The 26,788-nt window shown below is 66.0% G+C and carries 21 protein-coding genes and 1 tRNA gene; 2 read left to right on the forward strand and 20 right to left on the reverse strand.

The features are described from left to right. Positions 1–75: 75 nt before the first annotated feature. Complete coding sequence (locus ACM26W_RS12775; protein WP_416137368.1) at positions 76–501, reverse strand: DUF3617 domain-containing protein; 426 nt, start codon at positions 499–501, stop codon at positions 76–78. 86 nt (positions 502–587) lie between these two features. Beyond that, positions 588–1,295 (reverse strand): DUF6639 family protein, encoded by a 708-nt coding sequence (locus ACM26W_RS12780; RefSeq protein ID WP_416137369.1) that lies wholly within the window; start codon positions 1,293–1,295, stop codon positions 588–590. A gap of 527 nt (positions 1,296–1,822) precedes the next feature. Between ACM26W_RS12780 and ACM26W_RS12785 the strand changes: the two genes are divergently transcribed. Then, entirely contained in the window at positions 1,823–2,086 is a 264-nt protein-coding gene (locus ACM26W_RS12785) for a hypothetical protein (RefSeq protein ID WP_416137370.1), read from the forward strand. Between the two features lie 69 nt (positions 2,087–2,155). Here ACM26W_RS12785 and ACM26W_RS12790 read toward each other — a convergent pair whose 3' ends face one another. From ACM26W_RS12790 to ACM26W_RS12830, 9 genes are all read right to left on the reverse strand, one after another. After that, positions 2,156–3,658 (reverse strand): SLC13 family permease, encoded by a 1,503-nt coding sequence (locus ACM26W_RS12790; protein WP_416137371.1) that lies wholly within the window; start codon positions 3,656–3,658, stop codon positions 2,156–2,158. Positions 3,659–4,124: 466 nt separating this feature from the next. Continuing rightward, complete coding sequence (locus ACM26W_RS12795; protein WP_416137372.1) at positions 4,125–5,975, reverse strand: WD40/YVTN/BNR-like repeat-containing protein; 1,851 nt, start codon at positions 5,973–5,975, stop codon at positions 4,125–4,127. A gap of 39 nt (positions 5,976–6,014) precedes the next feature. Continuing rightward, positions 6,015–7,163: an Mrp/NBP35 family ATP-binding protein gene (locus ACM26W_RS12800; protein WP_416137373.1), complete on the reverse strand. Its 1,149-nt coding sequence runs from the start codon at positions 7,161–7,163 to the stop codon at positions 6,015–6,017. A gap of 30 nt (positions 7,164–7,193) precedes the next feature. Beyond that, positions 7,194–7,976 (reverse strand): ethylbenzene dehydrogenase-related protein, encoded by a 783-nt coding sequence (locus tag ACM26W_RS12805; RefSeq protein WP_416137374.1) that lies wholly within the window; start codon positions 7,974–7,976, stop codon positions 7,194–7,196. 46 nt (positions 7,977–8,022) lie between these two features. Then, positions 8,023–8,760 carry a molecular chaperone TorD family protein gene (locus tag ACM26W_RS12810; RefSeq protein ID WP_416137375.1) on the reverse strand — a complete coding sequence of 246 codons (738 nt, stop codon included), beginning with the start codon at positions 8,758–8,760 and terminating at the stop codon, positions 8,023–8,025. Between the two features lie 16 nt (positions 8,761–8,776). Further along, complete coding sequence (gene clrB, locus ACM26W_RS12815; RefSeq protein ID WP_416137376.1) at positions 8,777–9,757, reverse strand: chlorate reductase subunit beta; 981 nt, start codon at positions 9,755–9,757, stop codon at positions 8,777–8,779. Between the two features lie 12 nt (positions 9,758–9,769). Next, the gene (gene clrA, locus ACM26W_RS12820; RefSeq protein ID WP_416137377.1) at positions 9,770–12,544 is read right to left on the reverse strand and encodes a chlorate reductase subunit alpha; all 2,775 of its coding nucleotides are present in this window, start codon (positions 12,542–12,544) and stop codon (positions 9,770–9,772) included. Positions 12,545–12,627: 83 nt separating this feature from the next. Beyond that, the gene (locus ACM26W_RS12825) at positions 12,628–12,954 is read right to left on the reverse strand and encodes a c-type cytochrome (RefSeq protein ID WP_416137378.1); all 327 of its coding nucleotides are present in this window, start codon (positions 12,952–12,954) and stop codon (positions 12,628–12,630) included. Positions 12,955–13,175: 221 nt separating this feature from the next. Continuing rightward, positions 13,176–13,634, reverse strand: a complete 459-nt coding sequence (locus ACM26W_RS12830) for a hypothetical protein (protein WP_416137379.1) — start codon at positions 13,632–13,634, stop codon at positions 13,176–13,178. 261 nt (positions 13,635–13,895) lie between these two features. Here ACM26W_RS12830 and ACM26W_RS12835 point away from each other — a divergent pair, with 261 nt between their 5' ends. Next, a complete protein-coding gene (locus tag ACM26W_RS12835; protein WP_416137380.1) occupies positions 13,896–14,840 on the forward strand; it encodes an N-acetylmuramidase domain-containing protein in 945 nt (314 codons plus the stop codon). A 200-nt stretch (positions 14,841–15,040) separates the two neighbouring features. Here the strand turns inward: ACM26W_RS12835 and ACM26W_RS12840 are convergent, their stop codons facing one another. From ACM26W_RS12840 to ACM26W_RS12880, 9 genes are all read right to left on the reverse strand, one after another. Further along, the gene (locus ACM26W_RS12840; protein ID WP_416137381.1) at positions 15,041–17,767 is read right to left on the reverse strand and encodes an EAL domain-containing protein; all 2,727 of its coding nucleotides are present in this window, start codon (positions 17,765–17,767) and stop codon (positions 15,041–15,043) included. A gap of 162 nt (positions 17,768–17,929) precedes the next feature. Continuing rightward, positions 17,930–18,712, reverse strand: coding sequence for an EAL domain-containing protein (locus tag ACM26W_RS12845; protein WP_416137382.1), 783 nt, complete (start codon positions 18,710–18,712; stop codon positions 17,930–17,932). A 74-nt stretch (positions 18,713–18,786) separates the two neighbouring features. Next, positions 18,787–22,392 carry an EAL domain-containing protein gene (locus ACM26W_RS12850; RefSeq protein ID WP_416137383.1) on the reverse strand — a complete coding sequence of 1,202 codons (3,606 nt, stop codon included), beginning with the start codon at positions 22,390–22,392 and terminating at the stop codon, positions 18,787–18,789. Positions 22,393–22,681: 289 nt separating this feature from the next. Next, positions 22,682–22,769, reverse strand: a tRNA-Ser gene (locus ACM26W_RS12855). Between the two features lie 93 nt (positions 22,770–22,862). After that, a complete protein-coding gene (locus tag ACM26W_RS12860; RefSeq protein ID WP_416137384.1) occupies positions 22,863–23,366 on the reverse strand; it encodes a YiiD C-terminal domain-containing protein in 504 nt (167 codons plus the stop codon). Positions 23,367–23,379: 13 nt separating this feature from the next. Beyond that, positions 23,380–23,940, reverse strand: a complete 561-nt coding sequence (locus tag ACM26W_RS12865) for a nitroreductase (protein ID WP_416137385.1) — start codon at positions 23,938–23,940, stop codon at positions 23,380–23,382. A 61-nt stretch (positions 23,941–24,001) separates the two neighbouring features. Further along, positions 24,002–24,838 (reverse strand): NADPH-dependent 7-cyano-7-deazaguanine reductase QueF, encoded by an 837-nt coding sequence (gene queF / locus ACM26W_RS12870; RefSeq protein ID WP_416137386.1) that lies wholly within the window; start codon positions 24,836–24,838, stop codon positions 24,002–24,004. Further along, positions 24,835–25,608 carry an ABC transporter permease gene (locus ACM26W_RS12875; protein ID WP_416137387.1) on the reverse strand — a complete coding sequence of 258 codons (774 nt, stop codon included), beginning with the start codon at positions 25,606–25,608 and terminating at the stop codon, positions 24,835–24,837. The genes queF and ACM26W_RS12875 overlap by 4 nt, the downstream gene beginning before the upstream one ends. Further along, positions 25,605–26,570: an ABC transporter ATP-binding protein gene (locus ACM26W_RS12880; RefSeq protein ID WP_416137388.1), complete on the reverse strand. Its 966-nt coding sequence runs from the start codon at positions 26,568–26,570 to the stop codon at positions 25,605–25,607. The genes ACM26W_RS12875 and ACM26W_RS12880 overlap by 4 nt, the downstream gene beginning before the upstream one ends. Positions 26,571–26,788: the final 218 nt, after the last annotated feature.

Consider the following 26,788-nt stretch of genomic DNA (forward strand, 5'->3'; position numbering starts at 1 on the left):
GGGGCCAGACCAACGGCCAGAGGCAAACAGGGCCACCCCATGGGGTGGCCCTGTTCGCTCGCGGCGAAGTGCGGTTCAGCAGTCGCCGAGACGCTCGCCCTCGACCACGGTGTTCATCTGCATCTCGCCCATGGATGACTGGACCGTCACGTTGACGTCGCCCTCGACGCGCTCGCCGAGGAAGTCCATGCGCCCGTCGATATTCGCCTCGCCATCATCGGCGTGGCAGACCATGCGGTAGTCGATGCCATCGGAGGAGACGTTGTGCTCGAGGAGCTCGCAGCCCTCCTCCACTTCGAGGAACTGGAAGTCGGAATCCGCCAGGTCGCCCTGGGCGATGCACTCCTGATGGGTATCGGTCTGGTCCGGAATCGGCACCTCGCCGGTCACCGACGTGGTACTGGTAAACTCCCACAGCCCCGGCACGATGTTGGGGGTGTCGGCCACGGCGGTCAGTGGCAAGGCCAGCACGGCGGCGGCCAGCAGGGAACGTAACGGCATGGGTGTCTCCCGGTCTATGAATGGCATGCCTCTCCTTCGGCATGGGAGCAGCTTACCGCCATTCGCCCCGGGTGCCCAATGCCTGGCTAGCGCAGGGCGTTGCCGGCAAGCACCTCGTAGAAGAATGCGACCCCGTTACCGGGCCTGAGGTAGTGGCGATAGGCCTGGGCGCCGAAGTGCATCGGGTGGAAGAGGTAGTAGAGTTCGGTGATGCGCTCCTCGCCGGCGAATCCCTCGCCGGGCAGCGCCTCCAGCACCTGGTCGAGCAGCTCGGCCGGCATGGTTGCGAAGGTCACCACGTAGGCCAGATACTCCTGCGCCTGGATCGTGGGCTTGGCCATCATGAAGTGGGAGGCGACGACCGCATGGGCCACCTCATGGGCCGCCAGGCTCCGGTAGAGCCGATGATCGATGGGCACGCCAAACCAGGTCTGCCATGCCAGGAAGCGGCGGTAGGGGACGATCAGCACGCGATTGCCGTCCGCCAGATAGCAGCCAGCCGCTGTGGGACCCGCCTCCTCCGGGAGCTCCGGCACGACCTCCACCACGATCGGCCTGGCCGGCTGCAGGCCCAAGGCGCCCAGGAAGTCGAGGCTGGCCGCCGCGCCGCTGCAGGCATCACGGGCATCGGCCGGGTCGCTCGCGATCACCTGCACCCCGTACCTCGGGCAGGTGAAGCTGTCGGCCTTCGCCTCGCCCAAAAGGGCATCGGCAAGCGTGACGATCAGGAGCCCCGCCGCCGCGATCGACATCCACCTTGAGGCCGCACGGCGCCAGCCAGGGTAGCGCCTCATCCGACAGTGGCTCCCGTCGACGAGGCCAGTGTCCCGAGCGTAAAGCGTGATCATTGGCTGCCTTTCCATGGTGTCTCGGCCCTGCAGTATCTCCGGCAGGAACTGCTCACGCCGGTCGATGACCTCAGGAGTGCCCATCGCGCCATACCAGATTCCAGCGATCGGCGGTCGGACATGGCTAAAGATGGGCACCCCGGCCCCGGCCGCCAACGGTCCCGGGGCCTAGCGTTTCTGTTTGACATGGCCCGGCCCGGCTGGTTATCGTCAGTGTAGCGCCGATTTGAGTCTCAGCTTGCGGGCGCTCTACAAATACCGCTAAAGCGACGCCAGAGGCCCGCTTCAGCATATGCAAAGCGGGCTTCGTGTTTTTTGGCCCCCGGGCCGCCGCCGATTTAAGCACCAACTTGCGGGCGGAATAGAAATGCAGCTAAAGCGGCGTGCGACTCCACTCCCCTGGGTCGGCGCTTGCCGAACCACACTCGCAAGCCCCATGGGCTCGAGCATCTTCAGGGGAATGGGAGACGATCATGACCTACCGCATCACCGCACATCACGACCACACCGCGGCTGCCGACACGCGCACCCCCGCATCACGTTGCACCGGCTTGACCGCCCTGCTCGATCCGGACGACATCGTGCGCCCGGAACTGCGCAATGCCGCCATTCTCGGCGCCCGGCACGCAGCGCAGTACCCGTGCTCCGCCACCCCTGCCCCCACGCGCCGGCGAGGAGGGCCTGACCATGAACCTGATTCAGGAGCGACGACCCGCTCCGCGCAACCTTTGCGATAACCCTGCCAGACCGGTTCGTGAAGGAGAAGGAGTAAGGCGCTCTAGGCCTGGTCCCCCAGTCAAACCGGATCAGAACGAGACGTCGAAAACCAGCGGCACGATGGTATAGAGCGACACGATGATCACCAGCAGGCCGATCAGGTTGAGCCAGATACCGGCGCGGATCATGTTCCTGATCGGCAGGTCCCCGGTGGCGAAGGCCACGGCATTGGAAGGCGTCGCCACCGGCAGCATGAAGGCGCAGCTCACCGCGAAAGTCACCACGATGGTCATCAGGAAGGGCTCGATGCCCAGGCCGACAGCGATGGCGCCCATGATCGGGAAGAAGGCGGCTGCCGTGGCGGTGTTGCTGGTCAGCTCGGTGAGCAGGATGATGACGATGGCGGTGAAGGCCAGGATCAGAATCGGCGGGAACCCCGACAGGCCCGAGACGCTCTCGCCGATCCAGGCACTCAGGCCGGTGGCGGTGAACTGGGCCGAGAGCGTCAGGCCGCCGCCGAACAGGATTAGCACGCCCCAGGGCACGTCACGGGTGGCCGTCCACTCCAGCAGCGCTCCCCTACCCTTCGAGGCGGGAATCACGAACATCAGGATCGCCGCGAGAATCGCCACGCTGGTGTCGTTGATGTTCGACAGCCACGGCAGCGCCGCCTGCACGGCCGGGATTCGCGCGATCAACGGCAGGAACACCCAGCAGAATACCGCGCCGGCAAAGACCATCAGCACGCGGCGCTCTTCCAGCGTCAGCCGGCCCATGCTCTTGAGCTCGGACTCGATCATCTGCCGCCCACCCTGGATGTCGTCGACCTCGGAGCGGAACACCAACTTGTTGAGCACGAACCAGGCCAGCATCAGCATGGTGAAGGAGAACGGCACCCCCATGAGCATCCAGTGGCCGAAGCCGATGGAAAGACCGTGGGTGTCTTCCATGTAGGCACGCATCAGCGCCATGGGCGGCTGGCCGATCAGGGTCGCCATGGAGCCGATGGTGATGGCGTAGGCGATGCCCAGCAGCACCGCGGCCGAGAACTTGGGCGTGTCATCGCCGTTACCCAGCGACTTCACCAAGGCAATGATGGAGCCGCCGATCGGCATCATGATCACGGCGGTGGCGGTATTGCTGACCCACATGGTGATGAACCAGCTGGCGGACATCAGGCCGAAGACGATCTGCGCCGGCCTGGTGCCCACGGTGAGCACCGTCAGCAGCGCGAAGCGCCGATGCAGGTTCCAGCGCTGTGTCGCCAGGCCGAGCAGCACCCCGCCCAGCACCAGGAAGACGATGCTGTGGGCATAGGGCGAGGCCGTCGCTCCCACCGAGGCAATATCGAAGAAGGGGAACAGCACTAGCGGCAGCAGCGACGTGGCCGGGATGGGGATCGCCTCGGTCATCCACCAGATGGCCATCAGCATGGCAATGCCCGCCACGATGCGGGCATTGAGGGCCAGCGATTCCGGTAGCAGGAAGAAGACTCCCAGACCGATGATGAGGCCGAGGGCCAAGGATACCGGCTTGAAGGCCGTAGCTTCCGTGTAGGGTGCCTGTTCGGCTACCCCGGTGGTTTGCGACATGATCTTCACCTGCATCAACGTAATGGATGCGGGCGAGTGTTACGGCTGAAGAGTCGCGCTTCCAATACCTGTCAAGTTGGCCCGCATACCCAACTGATCAATGGACCATGCGGAAAAAAATTCGTCGAAAACGAAATAAATCAATAAGTTAATGACATAAAACAGGGCTGTATTAAGTTCTGGCAAAGCCAAATACTACGCAGACTAATGGTCACCTAACCCATCCCACCTGGATAGCCTACGACCAATAGACCCCCCCTAAGATCCTGGATTCATAGATTAACCGCAGGTGCCATGTTTATTGCGTGAATTCAGGATTCAGGACTGCAGCCGCCGGCGTCAACCAGGAACGGAAAAGCAGCCGACATCGGTGGGCTCCCTCGATTCAGATGCCGCAGCGATTGCTGGAGACCGACGATGGCAACTTCGTCCGGAAAGGCGCTGTCCGGCTGCTTTACCAGGACCTTTACCGCCGTAGAATGGTGCCGCGATCGCCCACCGCATAGACCGCCCCGCCTCGGGTAGCACAAACCGCCCGCAGGCCGTGGTCGCTGACGCCGGGCTCCGTGACCCACTGGTCGCCCTCCAGGCGCAGGAGGCACCCGCGGGTCCCCACGGCGTAGGCGCGGCCCGGGGCGTTGCCGGAAACGCTCAGCAGGTCATCGCGCAGCCGGGTGGGCTGGAGCTGCCAGCGCTGCCCGTTGAAGTGCGCCAGGGTCCCGGAGAGGCCGACCGTGTAGATGTCGTCCAGGGCGGGACCCCAGACGCCGTAGAGGAAGTTTTCCGTGCCGACGTTGAACTCCGTCCACTCCTGGCCGTTGTAGCGCAGCACCAGACCGAAGTCCCCCACCGCCAGCAGGTGCCGGCTGTCCCAGCCCCAGAGGCCATAGAGCGCCGATTGGGTGCCGCTGGGCATGCGCTTCCAGCCGAGGCCGTCGAAGTGCAGGATCAGCCCCTCGTCACCAACGGCAAACAGGGCATCGGGGCTACTGCCCCACATGGCCAGGATGGTCAGGTCGAGGTGCAGATCGTAGTGCAGCTGCCAGCGGCTGCCGTCGAAACGGTAGATACGCCCGAGCTGTCCGGCGGCGAACAGGCCGTTACCGCTGTCCCAGACGCAGTGCACGGCGAGCTCGCTGGGCGCCGGCAGCGCCCGCCAGTGCCCCTCCTCCAGCATCAGTACGGTACCCGCCTCCCCGCAGGCATAGCAGGTGCCGTCGGCCGCCTCGTGGACGCCCCAGAGCTGGCGGTCGGTGGGCGACGCCATGGCCGCCCAGGGGGAGCGCTCGGGTACCCCGGGCAGCGGGGCCAGGGCCGCGGTGAAGTCCGCGGCGGCGGTCATGATGGTGCCGAAGTCGCCCACGGCCAGGGCCTCGCCGGTGGGCAGCGCCACGATATCCATCAGGTCGTGGACGCTGTTGCTCTCCAGCCGCTCCAGGCGCAGCTCCTTCAGGTAGTAGAGGTGCCCCTGGTCACCGACGATCAGCACCCCGTCCTTGTAGGCCTTTACCGCACGCAGCCGCGGCATCGGCGTGTTGAAGGTCAGGGCCTGGAACTGGCCCTCCCGGTAGCGCACCAGCTCGCCGCGAAAGCCCCCCTGGTCGACGAAGTAGCGCCCGCCGGCCAGCAGCAGTTCGTCATCGCCCAGGAGCAGCATCGCCTGAAAGCCGGAGCCCAGCGGGCACTCCAGGGAAACCCAGCGGCCGTCCCGGTCGCGCTTGAGCACGGTGCCCTCGCCGCCGGCGGCGTAGACGGTGCCGTTCGGGGCGCAGGCCACGGCGCGCAGGTTGATGCGGGTCGGGGAAGGCTCCTGGACCCAGTCGCGGCCGTCGAAGTGCAGGATCATGCCGTCATCGCCAACCGCCCAGGCCTCGCCGTCGGCGTTGCCGTCGACGGCGAACAGCGGCGTGTTCTTGGCACAGGCCGCGAAGCGGCCGTTCTCGTCCACCACCCCGCCGCGGCGCTGATGCCACTGGCGGCCGTCGAAGTGCAGTACGCAGCCCATCCAGCCCACGGCGATCAGCGCATCGGCACCGGGCCCCCAGAGGCTGTGCAGCGGCAGGTTGCCGGGCACCGCCATGCGCTCCCACTGCCGGCCCGAATCGTCGGCGGCCCCAGTGTAGCGCAGGATCATGCCCTCATCGCCCACCACGAACACTTCGCCATCGCCGGCCCAGCCCGACCAGAGCACATCGCCGTCGCCGGCCCCCACCTCCGGCACGCGGCGCCAGGGCGCACGCTGGGGCGCCTGGGCGCTGGCGGTGTCGAGCAGCTGACGAAAGAAGCGGCGGCGGTCGGCGTTGGCGGCCTGGGTCATGGCGTGAGGTCCTTGCAGAAAGAGAGAAGGCGGTGGGGGTCAGTCGCCCCGGTCCGGGCTGGAGGGAGGCAGCGGCGAACTGCCGAGCAGCTCGGCCAACTCCGCGCGCAGGGCGTCACGCTGCTCGGCAGGCACCGCGGCCAGCGCCTCCTCGAGCTCCGGTGCGGTCTGGGCCTCCTGTTGCATGGCCTGCAGGGAGCCTGCGGCAGCGGCGGCGAAGCTCTCCCGGGCCTTGGCGATGCAGGCCTCCACCGCCGGCAGGAAGGCGCGGGCCTCGGGGCTCTCCGGCGCGTCGATCATGATGGGACGCCCGGCATCGGAGCCGCTGGCCAAGGCCGGCGAGAGCGGAATCTGGGCCAGCGAGGCGACTCCCGCCTTCTCCAGCGCCTCGGCCAAGTGGGCTCGTGGGAAGAGGTGGAAGTCACCGCCGCAGTGGGGGCAGGTGACGCCTGCCATGTTCTCCACCACGCCGAGCAGGGGCAGCCCCCGCTCCTGGCAGAAGCGCACCGCCTTGAGGCTGTCCATCAGCGCCACCTCCTGGGGGGTGGTGGCCAGCAACGCGGCCACGTCCTGCCCCTCGAGGAGGTCGGCCAGGGTGATCAGCTCGTTGCCGGTCCCCGGCGGCATGTCGATGACCAGAAAATCCAGGGGGCCCCAGTCGAAGGAGCCGACCAGATGGTGCATGAAGTCGTGCTTGTAGGAGTCCCGCCAGACGATGGGGGCGTCGTCGCTCTCCATCATGAAGGCCAGGGAGCCGACCTTCACCGGGTGGTCGAGCCCCGGGGCGGTAAAGGCCCGGGGCGTCAGGCCATGCTGGCCGAGGCGCACCCGCTCGCCCACGAAGCCGAAGAAGCGGCTCTGGTTGGGGCCGTGGATATCCGCATCGGCGACCCCGACCCGGTAGCCGCGGGCGGCCAGACCGGCGGCCAGGTTGGCCGACACCGTGCTCTTGCCCACGCCCCCCTTGTTGGCCATCACCATGATGATCTGGCCGATCTGGGCCAGTCGCGTCTCAAGGAGCCGCTTCTCGTGGTGCCCCTTCTCCAGGCGGCAGCTTTGCTCCTCGGGGCAGAGCTGGCAGGCGTGGCCGCGGCCGCAGTCCTCGGGCGCAAGCTTGAGGGGGTCCGGCGCCGCCCCGGCGTCACGCCCGGGGCCCTGGTTGCGAGGGGGAAAGTGGGAAACCGACATTGCTGTTCACTCCTCTGCCATACGGCGGCGTCAGTCGTCGCTGCCGGTATCCAGCAGAATCCAGGTATGGGTAATGCGCTTGTTGCCGTCGCGCTCGTGGTCGCTGCCCTGCCAGACGGCGAAGGAGACCGGTACCGACTCGCCGTCGAAGCTGACCTCGTGCTCGCCCTCGGCCTCCAGGGGGCGGGACATCACCACCTGCCACTCGCTGTCCTGGGCAATCTCCCTCTCCACGTAGGCGCCGGCCCCGGAAACCTCCTGCTCGGGAAGCAGCATCGTGCTGCCGAAGCCGCCGGCGGCGAGGTTCTCGACGTCGGACAGATCGGCCCGCCAGTACCAGATATTGACGGGCTTCTCCGGCCCGGTGCCCATCATGTAGGAGGTGTCCACCCCGTTCAGGGCGTACTGGACGGCGACGCCGTCGCTGAAGCCATCCACCGAGTTGGCCCGATCCTCGCTTTCATCCTTCCAGCGCAGTCGCACATAGAAACGCTCGCTGGTGCGGGCCACCTGGAAATAGAGGTGCTTGCCGCGCATGGCGCCGTCGTCGAAGCGCAGCCTCACTGACTCATGCACCGGCGGCGCCGGCAGCAGATGGGTGCGGTAGAGCGGCACGCGGTTCCAGATAATGTCATCCGGGTCATTCTGGCTGCGCAGGAAGATCTGCTCGGGCAGGCGCACCACCTCGACGGTGTCGCCCGGCTTCACCTCGGCCACGTTGGGGTTGGCTTCGGGGTGCTCGGCCCAGGCGGCGCCGGCGGCGAAGGCCAGCGCCAGGGTCAGAGAGCTGCGCAGCATGGGTCGCAGTGTCATGACAAGTCTCCTCGCAGGGGGCATGGCCCCCATGGGCGCCGCGTGGTCAGTCCCACAGCGAGCGCGAATCGGCATTGGAATGGGCAGCGGCGTCGCCGGGCTGCGGCGAAGGCCCCACCTGGGCGGCGAGGGCCGCCTGCTGCTCGGCCACCCAGCCGGACAGCACCTCGATCAGGTGCGCAAGCGTCGGGTCGAGGCCCTGGTCCCGGGCGTCGGCGAAGCACTCCTGGATGGACGCCAGGAGCGGCCCCAGGTAGCGGGCGATGAAGTCCCGCTGGGCGCGCTGAAAGGGCCCCGGATCACGCCCGCCGTTCAGGGCCTCCTGCTCCAGATGGCAGAGCAGGGTGCAGAACTCGAGCATGGCCACCAGATGGTCGGGCTCCTCCGCATGGCCCTCGTCGCCCTGGGCGGCCTGCAGCCCGAAGTGGCGGTAGAAGGCCTTGACGTTGAGCAGGTAGTTGCCCGGCGTCTGCCCCTCGAGCAGCGCCTCATGGGCACTGGCCACCAGCGGCACCCGGGGCCTGCCGCGCCTCCCCTGCAGGAAGGTCGCGGTGTAGCCCACCTGCAGCGCGGTGAGATCCTCGCTCGGCGGCAGCGCCGGCCAGGCCTCGCCGGTGAGCACCCGCCAGGCGGGGTCCAGGGTGGCCGCCACTCGGCCCTCCTCGAGCGCCTGCTGGGTCTCGGCCAGCGGATAGCCGAACAGTGCCGCGGCCAGGCGGTAGATCGTCTCCCTCGCCGCCAGGCTGTCCCTCTCGTCCGTCGCAGGGGCTGCGGTCACGGTCATAGCGTCTCTCCCGGTCTCAGCTGAGCTTGAACATCTCGGCGTGGCTGAAGCCGATCAGGGTATCCATCAGCTCGCTGTCGCGGCCTTCGGCCTTGGCCTGGCGCTCCCGCTCCAGGGTCTCGAGCACCTCGCCGGTGCGCGGACCGAACAGGCTCTCCAGGTACTCAAGCGGAATCCGCTGCTCGTCCAGGGCCCGGCCGTCGGAGGCGTACTTGGAGGGCGACATGGGCGGCACATAGAAGACGTTGGGCTGGGTGCCCCACTCCTCGTGCAGCGGCAGCGCCACCTGGTACTTGTTCACCAGCAGGTGGATGGGCCCCGCTTCGTCGTCCAGGTAGCCGATCCAGCGGATCCGGCCGACGCACTGCTGGGCGCAGGCCGTGGGCAGCCCCTTCTCGATGCGCGGGTAGCAAAAGATGCACTTCTCGGACTTGGAGATCTGCTCGTTGAAGTAGACCTTCTTGTAGGGACAGGCGTTGACGCAGTAGCGATAGCCCCGGCAGCGCTCCTGGTCCACCAGCACGATGCCGTCTTCCTGGCGCTTGTAGATGGCGTTGCGCGAGCAGGCGGCCAGGCAGGCCGGGTTGCTGCAGTGGTTGCAGAGGCGCGGCAGATAGAAGTAGTAGCTGTTGGGGTAGTCGCCCTCCCCCTGGTCCTCGTCCCAGTTGGCCCCCCAGGTGGGCTTCACATGGGGACGCAGCCAGGGGTCGGTCCCGGTCATCAGCGCTTCCTGGTAGTTGTACTCCCAGGGAATCCCGTAGTCCTCCTGGCTGGGCTGGCGGCCCAGGCGCAGGGCGCCGTCGGCATCGAAGCCGCCCCCCATTTTCTGGTAGTCACGCGGGTAGCCCAGCCCCGGCTGGCTCTCCACGTTGTTCCAGTACATGAACTCGCGCCCGTTGCGGTTGGTCCACATCAGCTTGCAGGCCGTGGTGCAGGTGTGGCAGCCGATACACTTGTTCAGGTCCAGCACCATGCTGAGTTGGCGTTTGACAGCCATGGCAATCTCCTATTAAACAGCCCGCGGGTCGGCGATGGCTTCGGCCTTGGCAAGCTCGATGTCGAAGCTCGACTCGTGCAGCAGCTGGTTGGCGTTCCACATGGCGTACTTGTAGGTCAGGTGGCCCCAGCCACCCACCAGCTCCAGCGGCTGCAGGAAGGTGGCCATGGCGTTGTTCATCGGCTTGCGGTGGATGTACTGATGCGGCTCCCAGCCGTGCTCCATCATGATCGAGTGCACCGGAATGCTGGGATAGAACTTGGCCTGGGCGAAGAACTCGCCGGTAGAGTTGTAAAGCCGGACGGTATCGCCATCCTTGATGCCCCGCTCCTCGGCCAGCTTGGGGTTGATGTAGATGTTGGGCTCGCCCCGCTGCAGCCGCAGCATGTGCTTGTTGCTGCGCCAGTTGGAGTGGATCCCCCAGCGGGTATGGGGCGAGTAGAAGTGCAGCGGGTACTTCGATGCCTCCGGGCCGCCGTACAGGCGTGCCGTGGGCACGGTGGAGTCCAGCTTCATGAAGCGCGGGTGGTCGACGTAGAAGGTGAGGCGCCCGGTCAGGGTCTCGTAGGGCGCCTTGCCCTCGGTCTGGGCCACGAAGGGGTTGTAGGGCTCATCCTTGGGCAGCGGCTGATTGATGCCGGCATGCTCGTTCATGACGATGAAGCCGCGTTCCGCCGCCTCCTCCAGGGTGATGTCGCCAAACTCCGGGGAGTTCTCGACGATATAGCGCGCCACGTCCAGGTCGGTATTGAACTGGCCGTTGCGGGTGAAGTCGTCGTGGATGGTGTGCAGGTCCCGGGTCACCTCGCCATCCTGGATGGGCCCGATGCCCCGGGCGATGGCACGCTCCTGAATCTTCCTGGTGAGCAGCACCATGATGTCCCAGTCGGGCTTGGACTCGCCCACCGGAGGTACCGAGCGGGTGAAGATGTTGCAGAAGCGGTGGTAGCCCTGGGTACGCAGGTCCCAGGCCTCGTAGTGGCTGGCCGCCGGCAGCACGTAGTCGGCCCACTCGGCGGTGGAGTCCATGCGCGCGTTGATGTTGACGTAGAGCTCGCTGGCCTGACGCAGGTGCTCCTCGCGGTAGCGGTCGGCAAACTTGTTGCGACGGAAGGTGTTGTCGGCGATGGAGATCATCCCCTTGATCTCGCCGTAGTAGGGCATCCACCCCTCGTCGATGGACTCCTGGATCATCTCCTCCATCTCGTCCAGGTCGAAGCCGACGCGCTCCTTGAGCTTGGCGTTGTCGAAGTGCTCCCGGGCCCCGGCCATCATGCCGCCGCGCAGGAACTCGCCCAGGCCGCCCGGCTCATAGCGGGCCGACTTCTTGCCCTCGAAGGTGGCAAGCTCGGTCCAGCGGGGGTGGTTCCAGGAGATCCAGGAGGTATCCAGGCCGCCGGTGCGGCCGCCGTGGCCGGTCAGGGCCAGCGCCAGCGCATAGCCCCAGCAGGTGTAGAGGCAGTTGGAGTAGCTGGAGGTTATATACCCCAGCATCACGATCGCCTTGCGCGCCTTGGCCAGATGACGGGCCTCCTGGCGCACCACGTCGGGATGGATGTTGGTGGTCTCGAAGGTAGCCTCGGGGGTGAACTTGGCCGCTTCACGCTTGACCTGCTCGAACACCGTGGTCACGGCGATACCCTCGACCTCGAACTCGCCCTCGATGGCCGGGTCGATACCATTCAGCGCCAGGGTCTTGTCATCGCTGCCCATGGAGCCCTTGGCCTTCACCGCCTGGCCGCTGTTCAGGTCCCAGTGGTAGAAGACCTCGTCGCTGCCCCCCTCCACCAGGTCCGCCTCGCGCAGCATGCGGCCGTTATCCAGGCGCACCAGAATCGGCAGGTCGGACTGCTCCTTCATGAACGCCGGCTTGTAGAGCTTCTCCTCGATGATGACGTTGACCATCGACATCGCGAGGAAGGGGTCGGTGCCCTGGTTGATCGGCATCCAGAGGTCGGTGTGGATGGCGCTGGGGTTGAAGTCCGGCGACGAGCTGGTGATGCGCGCCCCATTGTACTTGGCCTCCCAGATATAGTGGGCATCGGGGATGCGGGTCGCGTTGGGGTTGATCATCGCCAGCATGATGTAGTCGGCGTCGAACCAGGCATCCGAGGTGAAGCTCTCCAGCGGCGTGCCGTAGGTCAAGTGGGCACCGGTGAGCAGGTCCCCTACCACGGTGAAGCCGTCCAGCTGGATCCCCCCCACCAGGGAGGCGAAGCGCTGGGGACCGGCCTGGCGCACCATGGTCTGGTTGCCCGACCCCTGGTGGGTCTTGAGCTTGCCGGGGCCATACTTCTCGAAGATATCGATGATCTTGTCGGCGACCTCCTCGGTGGCCTGGTCCCAGGAGATGCGCTGCCACTTGCCCTCGCCGCGTTCACCGGCACGTTTTAGCGGGAAGCGCAGGCGGTCGGCCTCGTACATGGCGGTGGAGTGGATCGCCCCCTTCTGACAACCCCGGGGGTTGGCGTCGGGCACGTTGGGGTTCACCTGGGGGTACTTGGCGATCTGCTCCTCGCGGATGACGATGCCGTCTTTCACATAAACGTTCCAGGCGCAGTTGCCCATGCAGTTGATGCAGTGGGCGGCGTGACCCACGCTGTCCCAGCTCCATTCATTACGGTAGAGGTCTTCCCAGCTGCGGTAGGGGTACTCGCTGGCCAGGGTGTCGCCGACCGGCTCCAGGCGGTTGAGCGCCCAGACATTGCCGCTGAGCATGGCGCCGGCGGTTCCGGTGAGGCCCAGCCCCTTCAGGAAATCGCGCCGCTTGAGCTTCCAAATCCCCATAACACACTCCTCATCCACGGCTTCTGCTGACGGCCTTGGCCGACCGGTCGCGCCGCTCTCTGTATACCGCCACGGTTCAACGCCTACTGCTGGCTGTAGTAGGCCGCAATATCGGCAATGTCCTGATCGCTCAGGTTGATGGCCTGGGGGGTCATCACAGCAGCCATGCCGCCACCCCGCAGGTCGTCCCGGTAGGCCTTGAGCGACATCTCGAGGTAGGTGGCGGACTGGCCGGAAAGGCTCGGATAGATATCGGCGGTGGCCTTGCCGTCCATCCCGTGGCAGGCCGCGCAGACAGCGACCTTCTCAGCGCCGGCCTCGGGGTCCCCCTCGGCGCTGGCCAGGCCCGTCACCGCCATACCGCCCATCAGCAGCGCGGCCGCGGACGCCTTGATCCAATGGTTCATCATCTCCCCTCCTGCCATACAGTCGTTTAATTTACGTTAGATATAAGCAATAGACAGATAAGCTTCCTAACGATTAATGCGCAGTTAACCAGACCCGACGAAGGTTGAATAGCTCGCCCCGGACCAAGAGGACAAGACATTGATCCGGGTCAATTAGCTCACCTAGATCCTAGTAGAGCCAACCCTGCCCGCCATATGCCGGGGCCGTCTCGCCCCTGCTGACCTCAAGCGCATGGCCCGCCCCCCTGGTGCCCAGTACCGAGACCACCTTGGCCCCTCTTGCTACTTCCGGATAATACCCTCACCCCGCCGGCATGAAGCGAGGCATACGGAGCTGCACCGCTGAGCGCATCGACCAGGAAGAGCTCGGCAAAGTCGGCGGCCAGCACCAGATGGGGAATGGGAAACATCACCAGCCCCGCAAGAGACTCCTCGAGACGCTTGACCTCGGCTTCCAGGCCATACTCGGCCGCCAGGAGTTCCAGCATCGGGGCAGCATCACCCTGGCGATACTGGCCGAGCGCTTCTTCGCCGATCTCGGCACCAACAACCGTTGCCAGCCAGCGGCAAAGGACGCTTTCGGCTTCCCATAGCGACGACCACTGCTCATTGGGCAGCGACTCGAGGCTGTTCGGTAGCACGTTACCCGGACCGGCGTTACCTGTAGATGCAGAGAGACTCATAGCTCCACCGGGGTTGGTCCATCGAAGGCGTTGTGCTCAGAAGCCGGGTTGAGTCGTGATGATTGTTGACATAGGTCATCATTTGGCCGACTCATTGCCTTTCAGCGTCACTGGCCTGGCCAATATCGACAGAACTTGAGGGACCACGGAGGCAGGCATAAGACCCGTCAACGGATGCCGAGTGGCAGTCGCCATACCCGCCCACTATCGTTCAGTCAGCGGGGTGGCCTATCGATCATTACGCCCCGCAAGGGGGATACCGTGAGCGACTGGTACGCCGAGGTGGATTTCCATCCGCGTCAGGACCCTATCCTGCGCCGAGGAGATTCAGGGGACAACGTGCGGGAGCTGCAGCGACGGCTGAGCCATGCCGGCTTCCCGCTGACGCTGGATGGGCAATTCGGACCGGCAACGGAGCGCGCGGTGCGAGCCTTCCAGAACAGGGCGGGGCTGGTGGTGGATGGCCTGGCGGGCCCCAAGACCGACCTCATGCTGAGCCAGCTTCCCGCCCAGGAGGAGAGTAACCAGCCCACCGCTGCCGAGGGGGAGCCTCACCGGCCTCCGGCTGGTAAATCGACGAGCGACGAGCCCTCCTCCACCGAACGGCTGCTGGGCCAGCAGGACCTGGTCTGGGCCGCAGGAGAGCTGGAGGTGCCGGTAGCGGCGATCATGGCGGTGAACGAGGTGGAGTCGCGGGGCAGCGGCTTCTTCTCCAATGGCCGGCCGGCCATTCTCTTCGAGCGCCACATCATGGTGCGCCGACTCAGGCACCACGGCATCGACCCGACTCCCAACATCGCCGAGGCACCGGAGCTGGTCAACACCTCCCCGGGCGGCTACCTGGGGGGCGTTCAGGAGTATGGGCGCCTGAAGCATGCCAAGCAGATCCACCACGACAGCGCGCTGGAATCGGCCTCATGGGGGCTGTTCCAGATCATGGGGTTTCACTGGCAGCATCTGGAGTACGCCAGCGCCCGGCACTATGTGGAGTGCATGCAAAGAGACGAGCGGGAGCATCTTGGCGCTTTCGTGCGATTCATCCAGAAGGACCCGGTGCTGCTCTCTTCGCTGCGCCACCAGCAGTGGGATCGGTTTGCGCGCCGCTACAACGGCCCTGCCTACGCAAGGAACCGCTACGACGTGAAGATGGCCCAGGCCTTCGCCAGCCACACCAGGGGGCTGAGGGAGTCCGGTCTGCTGGCCTGATCTTGCGTGCCTTGGCTCGACTTTCACTGCCCGCGGGTATGGCAGGTGCCCCCTGCGTCGCGTCTGGTTGCGTTCGTGCATCGCCGCATTGCTGAGCTGCATGCAGCTGCTCGCTCTCGATAAAGCGAGAGGTCAGCCGGCCGAACAGCGAGATATATTCCTGAACTCCCTTCGTCACCTCCACCGCCTCATCGCTGGCGTCATGACGGGTCCTCCCGGTTATCGGACACGCGTCCGTGGCGCAGGTGATCCCCCCAGCGCTCGGCGAAGTCCTCCGCCGAGAGCGGGCGCCCGAAATGGAAGCCCTGGGCCTCGTCGCAGCCCATCTCGGTCAGGGCCTTGGCCTGTTCGTCGGTCTCGACGCCTTCGGCCACCGTCTTCATGCCGAGCGCCTGGGCCATGGCGATGATGGTTTCCACGATGGTGCGGTCATGCTGGCTCTCCAGCATGTGCCGAACGAAGGAGATGTCGATCTTGAGCAAATCGGCGGCGAAGCGGCGCAGATAGGCCAGCGACGAGTAGCCGGTACCGAAGTCGTCGATCGCCAGGGTGAAGCCGGCACGGTTCAGGGCACGGGTGATGGTCACCGCCTGCTCCGGGTCGCGCATGAAGTCGCTCTCGGTGAGCTCCAGGGCAATCGCCGAGGCCGGCAATCCAGCGGTAAGCCGTGCGATATGCTCGGCGAGGTGCGGGTCGGCGAACTGCTGGGCGGAGATGTTCAGCGACAGCCGGCCGGGCAGCGTCAGCCCGGCCTGGCGCCAGGCCAGCAGCTGCTGGCTGGCATGCTGCACCACCCAGTCACCCAGCGGGCGAATCAGGCCGCGCTCCTCGGCCAGCGGGATGAACTCCCCCGGGCTCACCCAGCCCCACTCGTCGTCGTGCCAGCGGCAGAGGGTCTCGGCGCCGGTCAGTCGCCCGCTGCGCAGGTCGATCTGGGGCTGATAGTGCAAGACCAGGGCACCCTCGTTGATCGCCCGCTCCAGGCGCTCGGTCATCTGCTGGCGACGCTCCAGCGCCTGGCCCATCGAGGCGCTGAAGGGGCAGACCCCCTCGTCTTTGCGCTTGGCGTGATACAACGCGATGCTGGCGGCCTTGAACAGCTCCCCGGGCGTCAGCGCGTCCTGGGGGTAGCGCGCCAGCCCGATCGACACCTTGAGCGAAAAGGTGCGATGCCCCAGATGAATGGGCCGGCCAATGATGTCGCTCATGCGTTGAGCACTCGCCTCCATGGCGGCGGATGAGGCCTCGGGCACCAGCAGGGCGAATTCGTCCCCCGAGAGCCTGGCCAGCGCTTCGCCTCTGCTCACGGCTTGCTGCAGGCGACCTGCCACGCTAGCCAGTAGCTGGTCTCCCACCTGGTGGCCATGCAGGTCGTTGATCTCCTTGAAGCGCCGGATATCCAGCAGCAGCAATGCCAGGGGGTGCTGACCACGCTCGGCGGCCCGGCGCATCCGCTGGAGGTTCTCCATGAAGCTCACGCGATTGGCCAGCCCCGTCATGCCGTCGAAATAGGCCAGCTGGCGCATACGGCGATGATCCTGGCGTCGCTCCATCTCCGCTGCGGCACCGGTCGAGAGGATACGCAGTACCGACGTGGCAAAGGCGTTGGTCTCCGGAGGGGCACGGTACAGCACCATGATCACGCCCACCGGCTCGCCGCGGGTGTTCTCGAGACGCCGGCCGATCCAGGCGGGAAACTCGCCGTTGACATCGGGCAGCCGTGCCGCGGCGCCCTCTACCACGGCGACCTCCTGGGCATCGATCAACCCCTCGAAGGGAGAACCCTCCAGCGCGAAGGTGTGATTGACCTGCTGGCGCCCCTCGGCAAACAGGCTGAGGGTGTTCAGGCGACGGGCGCCGTTGGCGCCCGTCGCCAGCACGGCGCTGGGGGCGCTATCCGCGGTGGCGATGACGCCGGCATCCGCATCCAGGATCTCCACCAGGTGGCGCACCAGCTGGTGGAAGTAGTCGTCACCGATTCGCGTGGTGATCGCCGAGGCCACACGCGCCACGGCATCCTGCACGCGCTGGGCCTCGTACTGCTCGGAGATGTCGGTGACGAAACCCTCCAGGCAGACCACCTCGCCTCGGGCGTCGAACAGCGCCTGACCCTGCTCCTGCATCCAGCGCAGGGCGCCGTTCGCCGTGCGCAGCCGATAGATGATGCGAAAGGGCGCCTGATCTGCCACTGCTGCCGCCACCGCCTCGGTCACCCTGGGCCGGTCTTGCGGATGGATCAGCGCCGCATAGCTCACCTCGCGGTTGTGCAGCAGCGCATCCGGAGCATAGCCGGTCAGGGCTTCGGCTCTCTGGCTAACCACCAGCATGGTCCACTCAGGGTCGTTCAGACAGCGATAGGCCATGCCCGGCAGGTGATTGAGCAGCGCATCGAGACGACGTTCGCTCTCGCGGGCATAGGCTTCGCTGTCGCGCAGCGCCGAGGTCGCCTGGGCGCGCTCGATCTCCGCACCGGCCTGGGCCGCGGCGATGTGCAGAATCTCCTCCTCCAGCCCGGAGAGCGACATCGGGGTATTCCTGAGCACCGCCAGCAGGCCCAGCGGGGCGCCGTCCAGGCCAATCAGCGGCAGCCCGAGGTAGCTCTCTGCGCCCAGCTGCCCCAACAGGGCGTCGTCGGGAAAGCGCTGCTGGACGTCGCAGGCGTAAAGGCAGAGCCGCTGGCCGCTGACGGTCTCGCAGGGGGTGCCGGCCAGGTCGTAGCTCAGGTTGGGCCGACAGGCGCCCCCGGACCACACCGCCAGGGTGTGGACCCGACGATTATCCTCGATCCGCGCCACCAGCACATGGTCGACATCGAGAATGGCCGCCAGGTGCTCGACCAGGGTGTCGAAGAAGGTCCCGCTTGTGGCGCGCGACATGCCATCGGCCAGCAGGCGGAAAGCCGCCTCGGCGGTCATGCGAGCTTTCATGGCACAGCATCCGTGTCTGGTTGCGGCTCGTTTTTCGCCACTTCTCTTGATGCGATTTCTCTCGGTGCGACTTCAACGCTGAGTCCACAAGACGCAATCTATCACGCTCGAGGCGAATACCGGGCTGTCGGCTGGGTGGTGGCCGCGCTGACTAAGGGTCGGTCACTCTCGCATGGCACGCTGCAGCTCGCGCAGTCGCGGCCCCAGGTCTTGTGCCAGGGCAGCGACCGCCGGCCTGGCGAAGAAGAAGCCCTGCTGACGGGTGATGCCGACCCGGGCCAGCCAGAGCGCCTCCTCCCGGGTTTCCACCCCTTCGGCAATCAGTTCGAGCCCCAGCTCACTGGCCAGGCCATGCACCGCCCTCAGCAGCGCCTGACGGCGCCTGTCCTGGTCACACCCCATCACCAGCTGACGATCGATCTTGAGCTTGTCCGGCTCGAGTTCGGTCAGCAGGTCCAGGTTGGCGTAGCCGTTGCCGAAATCATCCAGCGCAGTGGTGAAGCCCATCGAGCGGTAGCTGTCGATGATGCGCTTGAGATGCCCCTGATCGGTCACCCGCTCGGTTTCGGTAAATTCGAATACCAGCCTGTCGGTCGGCCACCCCACTCGGCGGGACACATCCAGGGTCGCCTGGATACATGCCTCGGGCTCATAGACGGCGTTGGGCAGGAAGTTGATGGAGAGGTGTTCCTGCATGTCCAGGGCGCTGGCCATCTCGATCGCCCGTACCCGACAGGCCTGGTCGAATCGATAGAGCAGCTCGCCGGTGACCTGGGAGAGCACGCTCCAGGCGGATTCGCCGTTCGGCCCGCGCACCAGGGCCTCATAGGAGGTGATCCGGGCAGACGCCAGGTCAATGATCGGCTGAAAGGCCATGGTGAACTCGAAGGGCAAGTCGCCCTCACAGCGGCCGCAGTGGCCCTCCACCCGCGCACAGTGCTTCATCTTTCCCCCACTGATCTCTTGTCCCTCGGCGGCTGGTGTCCTCCCGGGCCGCGTGGTATCCGTTTCATTGTCATTCAAGCCGGCCGACGCGCAACGATAAAACGCGACAGGTCCTCCAGCGGCATCGGACGCGCCGTCAGGTAACCCTGGAAGATATCGCACCCCCAGGCTTCCAGCTGACGACGCTGCGCTTCCGTCTCGACGCCCTCGGCCACTACCTGGAGTCCCAGGTGACCGGCCATCGAGATCATACCCTGCACGATAGCGGCATCATGGGGATTGGTGGTGACCTCGTTGATGAAACTGCGGTCGATCTTCACCTTGCTGATGGGCAGGTGCCGCAGATAGCTGAGGCTCGAGTAGCCGGTGCCGAAGTCGTCGATGGAGACGCCGATGTGCATGCCGCGCAGCGCATGCAGGATATCGATGGCCGATTCGGTGTTATCCATGAGGATGCCCTCGGTCAGCTCCAGTTCGAGCTGCTCCGCCGGCAGCCCTGTCTGCTGCAGCACCTGGCGCAGGGTGGCCAGGAAACTCGGTCGATGAAACTGCAGCGGCGACAGGTTGACCGACACCTTCACCTTGCCTACCCCCTGCTGCCCCAGGGCGACCATGTCCGCGCAGGCACGCTCCAGCACCCAGCGGCTGAGCGGGATGATCTGCCCGGTGGATTCCGCCAGGGGAATGAACACCTCGGGGGAGACATAGCCGCGCTGCGGGTGGTTCCAGCGCAGCAGCGCCTCGACGCCGGCCAGGGTGCCATCGCGGGCCACCAGGGGCTGGTAGTGCAACTCCATCTTGCAGGAGGCGATGGCCTCCTGCAGGTCGTTACGCAGCGTGACCCGCTCGCCCAGCTGCCTGTTGATCTCCTGGGTAAACCAGTGATAGGCGTTGCGTCCCTGCTGCTTGGCCTTGTACATGGCCATATCGGCCTGCTGGATCAGCTCACGCGGCTCGACCATGGCCGGATCGCTCAGGGCGATGCCCACGCTGCAGGTCAGATAGAGTTCATGGCCGTTGATCAGGTAGGGCCGCGAGATCTCCAGCATCAGGCGCTCCACCAGGGCCAGCACCTGCTCTTCCCGGGTGACGTCGGTCATCAGCAGCACGAACTCGTCGCCGCCCATGCGCGCGAGCGTATCGCCGGGCCGCACCGAGCCCTGCAGCCGCCTGGCCACCTCGCACAGGACATCGTCGCCCACCGCGTGCCCCAGGGTGTCATTGATCGGCTTGAAGTCGTCGAGGTCAACGAACAGCACCGCCAGCCGCTCCTGGCGACGGGCCGTTAGCGCCACATCATGCTCGAGGCGATCCTCGAAGAGGCTGCGATTGGCCAGCCCCGTCAGGGCATCATGGCTGGCGTGATGGGCCAGCTGGGACTCATGGGTCTTCTGGTCGGAGACATCGTTCTGCATCCCCACATAGTGGGTGATCCTCTCCTGGGCATCGCGTACCGGGGCGATGTAGAGATCGTTCCAGAACGGCGTGCCATCCTTGCGATAGTTGAGCAGGGTGACGTGAACGTCTTCTCCGCGCGCCAGCTGACGCCGGATGGACTCCACCGCCTCGCGATCGGTCTCCGGCCCCTGCAGGAGGCGACAGTTACGCCCCAGCACCTCCTCCCTGGCGTAGCCGCTCATGCGCTGGAAGGCCGGGTTGACGTAGATGATGGGAGCATCCGACCGGATGGCATCGGCGATCACCACCCCGTTGATACTGCCTTCGACGCTGCGCTCCAGCAGCCGAAGGCTACGGCGGCTCTGGTGGCGCTCCACCGCCAGGGCGGCCAGGTCGGCTGCCTTGCTGAGCAGCAGACGCTCTGCCGCATCGGGCGACTGCGGTTGTGGCAGGTAGGTGCCGAAGGTGCCGAGCACCCGTCCCTCGCTGTCCAGGATCGGCACCGACCAGCAGGCGCGCAGGCCGTGGGTCAGCGCCAACTCACGGTAACCACTCCAGCGAGGGTCCTCGGCCAGGTCCTCGCAGATCACCGTCTCGCCGAGATAGGCGGCGCTGCCGCAGGCGCCGATGCCCGGGCCAATCTTGAGTGTCGTTACCGCCTCCCGATAGGCCCGTGGCAGTCGCTCGCCGGCCATCAGATCCATGGCGGTACCCTCCTCATTGACCAGCATGATCGACGAGAGCGACCCCGGCACCTGCTGCTCCAGCATGTGGCAGATGGCCGCCAGGATATCCTCCAGCGGCTCCTCGTTGACGATGCGGGTCTGCACGGCCTGCTGAGCCACAAGCTGCTGGCGGACCTCACCCAGGGCCCGAGTGCGGCCCAGCAGCTGGCCGGCCAGCGCCAGGCTGAACACCAGCATGCCGCTCAACACCAGCCCCCCAGTGGCGACGGCGACCGGTATCAGGCCGGCCAGGAGCCAATCGTGCTGGGTGCCGGGATAGGCCTCCAGGGTCAGCATCGGTCCGCCGGGCAGGCCAATGTGTCGCCGATGCAGCAGGTGGTTGACGAAGACTCCCTGGGGCTCCCCCTGGCCGATACCCGGCTGGCGCAGCTCCAGCATCGGCTCGCCTTGGCGCAGGATAACGACGCGGTAGAGCCCGAGCTGAAGCCGCAACTCGCCGGCAAGCAGTGCGGAGAGGTCGAACAGGCTCAGCAGCAGCTGACCGCTGGTGGGAACATCGATGGCCATCAGGGCCAGACCCGACATCTCGGGCTCGGGAAGAGACAGGCGTGGCTGCCCAATATCGAGACCCAGCCACCCCCGCACCTGCGGCAGGTGCACTTGCGCGGCTAGAAAGGCCTCACTGGTCCGGTCGGCCCCGTCCAGCCATGCCCAGCCGGCACCGGGCCGATACAGGCCGACCGCCTTCAGGCTGTCGGCGTCCTGCAGGTAGCTTTCAAGGTCACGCTCCAGCACCGCCGAGTCAATCTGGCCACCTCCCGCATCCAGGCGTTCGGCCATGCGCCGCATCAGGGTCAACCTCGACACCATCACCTGCTCGGCGTTGAGCTGAATGTTATCCAGCAAGTAATCTGCCTGACGGTTAAGGGACTCTTCCTGCTGCCAGCTGAGCAGAAACCAGGCCAGGCTACTGACGAGGACCCCGGCAAGGCCGGTCAACACCGCCAGCCGACCCAGCTGAAGCGGCCGATCGCCGCGCATCCCGGCCACCATGATCCCCAGGCCAAGCAACCCCGTCACCACCAGCGCCGACAGCAGCTGGGCGTCGAAACGGGCCAGGAGCCAGGGACGAAGCGCAGGAACGACCGCCAGCAGGGCGAACAGCCCGACTCCGGCCAGCAGCACTCCCCATGACATCCACAGCCAGCGAGAGCGCCCGCCAGGCCTGCCCAGCAGCAGGCACAGCGCTACCGGCAACAGCAGCAGCGCTGGCAGCACGCCCAGCCGCGGCTCGACCCCGGCCGGCATGTACCCCCCGGGAGCCAGCAGCGCATGGGCCAGCGTATTCAGCAGCAGGACGCTCAGCAGCCCGGCGGCGAGCAGCCGGGCGCCTGTCCACCCGGCCAGCACCGCCATCAGGCCCGCGCCCCCGAGAACCAGCGCCATGAACCCGTCAGCGACCAGCAGCAGATGAAGTGGGGAATAGACCAGTGTCAGCCAGCCCAGCACCAGCCCGTTGATGCCCACGATGATTAAGCTGGCCGCCATCAGCAGCAGCAGACTATCCATCATCAGGTGGCGGGTGGTAGTTGGCATGACCCCTCCTTGGATTCGCGTGCAACACGCTGGCAAGTCCACCGCGCGGTAACTCATGGAAATCGGGGTGCCATTCTCGCGCAAGCAAACGCCACAGAGTAGCCCACATCATGGCCTGAGGTGCGATATATGCATGATGAGCGCTGGAAACCGGCCGGTCATCAGCCGCAACCGAGGAGCGGCTGGGAGGGGAGAAGATGGCGGAGGATTGCCGATCAGATGCCAAACTCGGATATCGATTCCAGAAATAGAAAAAGCCGCTGAAATCAGCGGCTTTTTCGATATTCTGTGGCGGAGGGGGAGGGATTCGAACCCTCGAAGCCTTTCGACTTACACACTTTCCAGGCGTGCTCCTTCGACCACTCGGACACCCCTCCGCATTGCCGACCCATCGAGAAGGGCACTGCCTTTCCCTCGAGGACGGCGCGTATGCTATCGCCTCAAGTGCCGGATTGCAAGCCGTTTCCCGCTCAGCTGCCGCCAAGCACCACATAATCGCCGCGAGCTTCCAGGCACAGGAGCTCGCCACACCAGAGCCGCTGGACCAGCGCGATGCGCCCGCGGCCCCTCTGGGCGAGCTGCTCGGCGAGGCACTCGGGGCCGTTCTGGGCCTCCGGCTCGCACTCGAGGCGGTAGTCATCGGTGACCGGCGCCAGGAAGCGCTGACTAGCCTCGGCAACCACGACATCTCGGGGCAGGCTGTGACGGCGCAGCCACAAGGTCGTCCAGCACCAGCCCAGCAGAGTGGCCTGGGCGGTGAGCGCGCCTCCGAAGCCGGTGCCCTTGTCGTTGAGATTGGGGGTCAGGTCCAGGGTCCAGGTGAGGCGTTCGCCGTCGCGCGTCATCTCGCGGATACCGAGGTGCTCGACCATGGGGATCGCCTCACCGAGCCAGGCCAGGAAACTCGCCGGGGCATCCTCCTGACCCGGGGCGGGCAGCGGGAGCCGCGGGTGGGGCGTGCCGATCTCGCGCATGCTCATCTCCCGCTCAGCGCCAGTGTTCGACGAAGGCGTCGATATCGTGTTCGGGGAGGGGCCTGTGGCGTCCGCCGACCTGGCCCAGGTAGATGAAGGCCACCACCTCGTCGTCTTCTTCAAGACCCAGGCCCTTGCGCACCGTGGGGTCGAAGGCGTACTTGCCGCTGCGCCACATGGCACCGAGCCCCAGCGCGTGGACCGCCAGCAGGATGCCATGAGCGGCGCAGCCGGCGGAGATCACCTGTTCGATCTTCGGCACCTTGGGAAGGTCCGGGGTGACACGGGCGATCACCGCGATGACCATGGGCGCGCGTAGCGGCTTCTTGCGGGCGGCATCCAGGGCGGCATCACCGACGTGGGGATCCTCGCGGTACTCCGACTCGGCGAACAGCTCGCCCAGGCGCGTGAGCCCCTCGCCCGAGAACTCGATGAAGCGCCAGGGGCGCAGTTCCTTGTGGTCCGGGGCACGCAGGGCCGCCCGGTAGATGGCCTCGAGCTGTTCGGGGCTCGGCTCCGGCCCCATCAGCTTGCCCATGGAGCTGCGTTCATGCAGCAGCGTCAGCGCGTCCATAGCCTCTCTCCCTCGGCAAGGTTCGGAAATCGATATGTCGGGACTGTAGCAGCCGGCCGCCCTACTGTCGTGCCAAGCGGAGGGGCTCGGGGGGGCGCTCGCCGGGGGTGGCACGCCAGGGGCTGATATCGAGCCCGCCGCGACGCACGTAGCGGGCCAGCACCAACAACCGATCGGGCCGGCAACGGGTCATCAGGTCAACGAAGATGTGCTCCACGCAGTGCTCGTGAAAGTCCTGGTGCTGGCGGTAGCCGATCAGGTAGCGCAAGAGATGCTCGCGGTCGATCCTCGGCCCCCGGTAGCGGATCAGCACGCTGCCCCAGTCGGGCTGGCCGGTGACCGGACAGTTGGACTTGAGCAGGTGGGAGTGCAGCGTCTCCTCGACGACCTCATCCCCCACCGCCAGAAGCTCGGCACTGGGGGTGTAGTCGCTGACCTCAATGTCCAGGTCGTCCAGGCACTCGCCGGGCAGGCGGCGCGGGGCGAGGGCATCGTGATCGACATCGAACAGCTCGACCGACACCGCGGCATCGGCGGCCAGGGACAGGTCGGTCACCAAGGTATCGATGACTGCCTCGCGGCTCTCGAAACGGGTCTGGTTGAAGCCGTTGAGGTAGAGCTTCCAGGACTTGGATTCGATCAGGTTCGGCGAGTCTACCGGCAGGCGAAAGCGCGCCACGGCCACCACCGGCTTGCCGCGGGCGTTGAGCCAGCTGACCTCGAAGGCGTGCCACTCGTCCTCGCCGACGAAGGGCAGCGCGCCCTCCTCGATGCCCAGCGGCGCCCGGTTCGCGGCGCGGGGAATGGGATAGAGCAGCGTGGCGTCGTAACGCTCCGGGTAGGCGGACTCGCGCCCCAGGGGGGCATCCGTCAGGGTGTCGGGACGCTGGTGGCTCATGAGCGGATCCCCTTGCCATGCTCCAGCATCCACAGGGCGACGCTGAACAGCACGACGATGAAGGTGAGGATGGCGGCCAGCGCCCAGGCCACCGGGATGTCGGAGACGCCGAGGAAGCCGTAGCGGAAGACGTTGACCATATAGAGGATGGGGTTGAGCATCGACACGCCCTGCCAGAAGGCCGGCAGCAGCGAGATCGAATAGAAGACCCCGCCCAGGTAGGTCAGCGGCGTGAGGATGAAGGTCGGCACGATGGAGATGTCGTCGAACTTCTTGCCCAACAGGGCGTTGATGAAGCCGCCGATGGAGAAGAGCGCCGAGGTGAGCACCACCACGCCGACCGTGAGCAGCGGGTGTGCCACGCTGATGCGGGTGAAGAACAACGAGACGACGGTGACGATCAGGCCGACGCCCAGGCCACGGGCCATGCCCCCCATCACGAAACCGAGCAGGATGACCCAGTTGGGCATGGGCGAGACCATCATCTCCTCGATGGAGCGCTGAAACTTGTTGGAAAAAAAGCTCGAGGCCACGTTGGAGTAGCTGTTGGTGATCACCGCCATCATGATCAGTCCGGGGACGATGAAGTCCATGTAGCTGAAGCCGTCCATCTCGCCGATGCGCGAACCGATCAAGTTGCCGAAGATGATGAAGTACATGGTCATGGTAATGGAGGGCGGCAGCAGCGTCTGCGGCCAGATGCGCGTGAAGCGCTTGATCTCCTTGATCACCAGGGTCCACAGGGCAATGGCGGTCTGCGTCGGGTTCATGAGCGGGCCTCCGCGTCGGCGGCGGCCTTGTCGCGGGCCTCGTTACCCTGCTCCACCATGGTGACGAACATCTCCTCGAGGCGGTTGGCGCGATTGCGCATGGAGACCACCTCGAGCCCCTGCTCACTGAGGGCGGTGAAGGCATCATTGATGCGCTGGCCACGATGCACCACCAGGGCCAGCTGGGCCGGCTCCTTCCGAGTGACCTCGAAGCCGGGCAGTTCGGGGGCGGCATCTACCGGATGGGCCAGGTCGAGCAGGAAAGTTTCGGTGTCGAGCTCGGCCAGCAGCTCGCGCACGCCGGTGTTCCGCACGATCTCACCGTGGTTGATGATCGCCACGTTGCGGCAGAGGCTCTCGGCCTCCTCGAGATAGTGGGTGGTGAGGATAATGGTGGTGCCCTCCTCGCAGTTGATGCGGCGCATGTACTCCCACATGCTGCGGCGCAGCTCGATATCCACGCCGGCGGTGGGCTCGTCGAGTATCAGCAGCCTGGGCCGGTGCATCAGCGCTCGAGCGATCATCAGCCGTCGCTTCATGCCGCCGGAAAGCATGCGCGCGCTGCCGTTACGCTTGTCCCAGAGTCCCAGGTCGCGCAGCAACTGCTCGGCGCGGGGCAGCGCCTCGCGCCGGGGCATGCCGTAGTAGCCCGCCTGGGCCAGCACGATGTCGATGACCTTCTCGAACTGGTTGAAGTTGAACTCCTGAGGCACCACGCCCAGGTGATACTTGGCGCGGGCGAAGTCGCGGTCGATATCGATGCCGAAGATCGACACCTTGCCGGCGCTCTTCTGAACCAGCGAGCAGACCACCCCCAGGGTGGTGGACTTGCCGGCGCCATTGGGGCCCAGCAGGGCGAAGAAGTCGCCCTCGGCGACGTCGAGGTCGATCCCCTTGAGGGCCTGGAAGCCATTGCCGTAGACCTTGGTAAGGCCACGGATGGACAGTGCCGGTTCGGCCATTGGCAATCCTTGGTCGGTTCGAGGTGCGAGAGCGGCATGCCGCAAAGGCACAAGGATATTGGGACGACGCCGCGCGACTTCAAGCCACCGAAGAACTGGGCCCTGCGGTCAGGCACGCAAAATAGCCTGCGCATTGGCAGACATCATCAGAATAAAGGGGGCTTGACTGAAACTGTGTGTCGGCACATGGAGCGGGAAAGGAGATTCGATCGGACCGG

The sequence above is a fragment of the Halomonas sp. HK25 genome (assembly GCF_047795635.1).
Lineage (GTDB): Bacteria > Pseudomonadota > Gammaproteobacteria > Pseudomonadales > Halomonadaceae > Halomonas.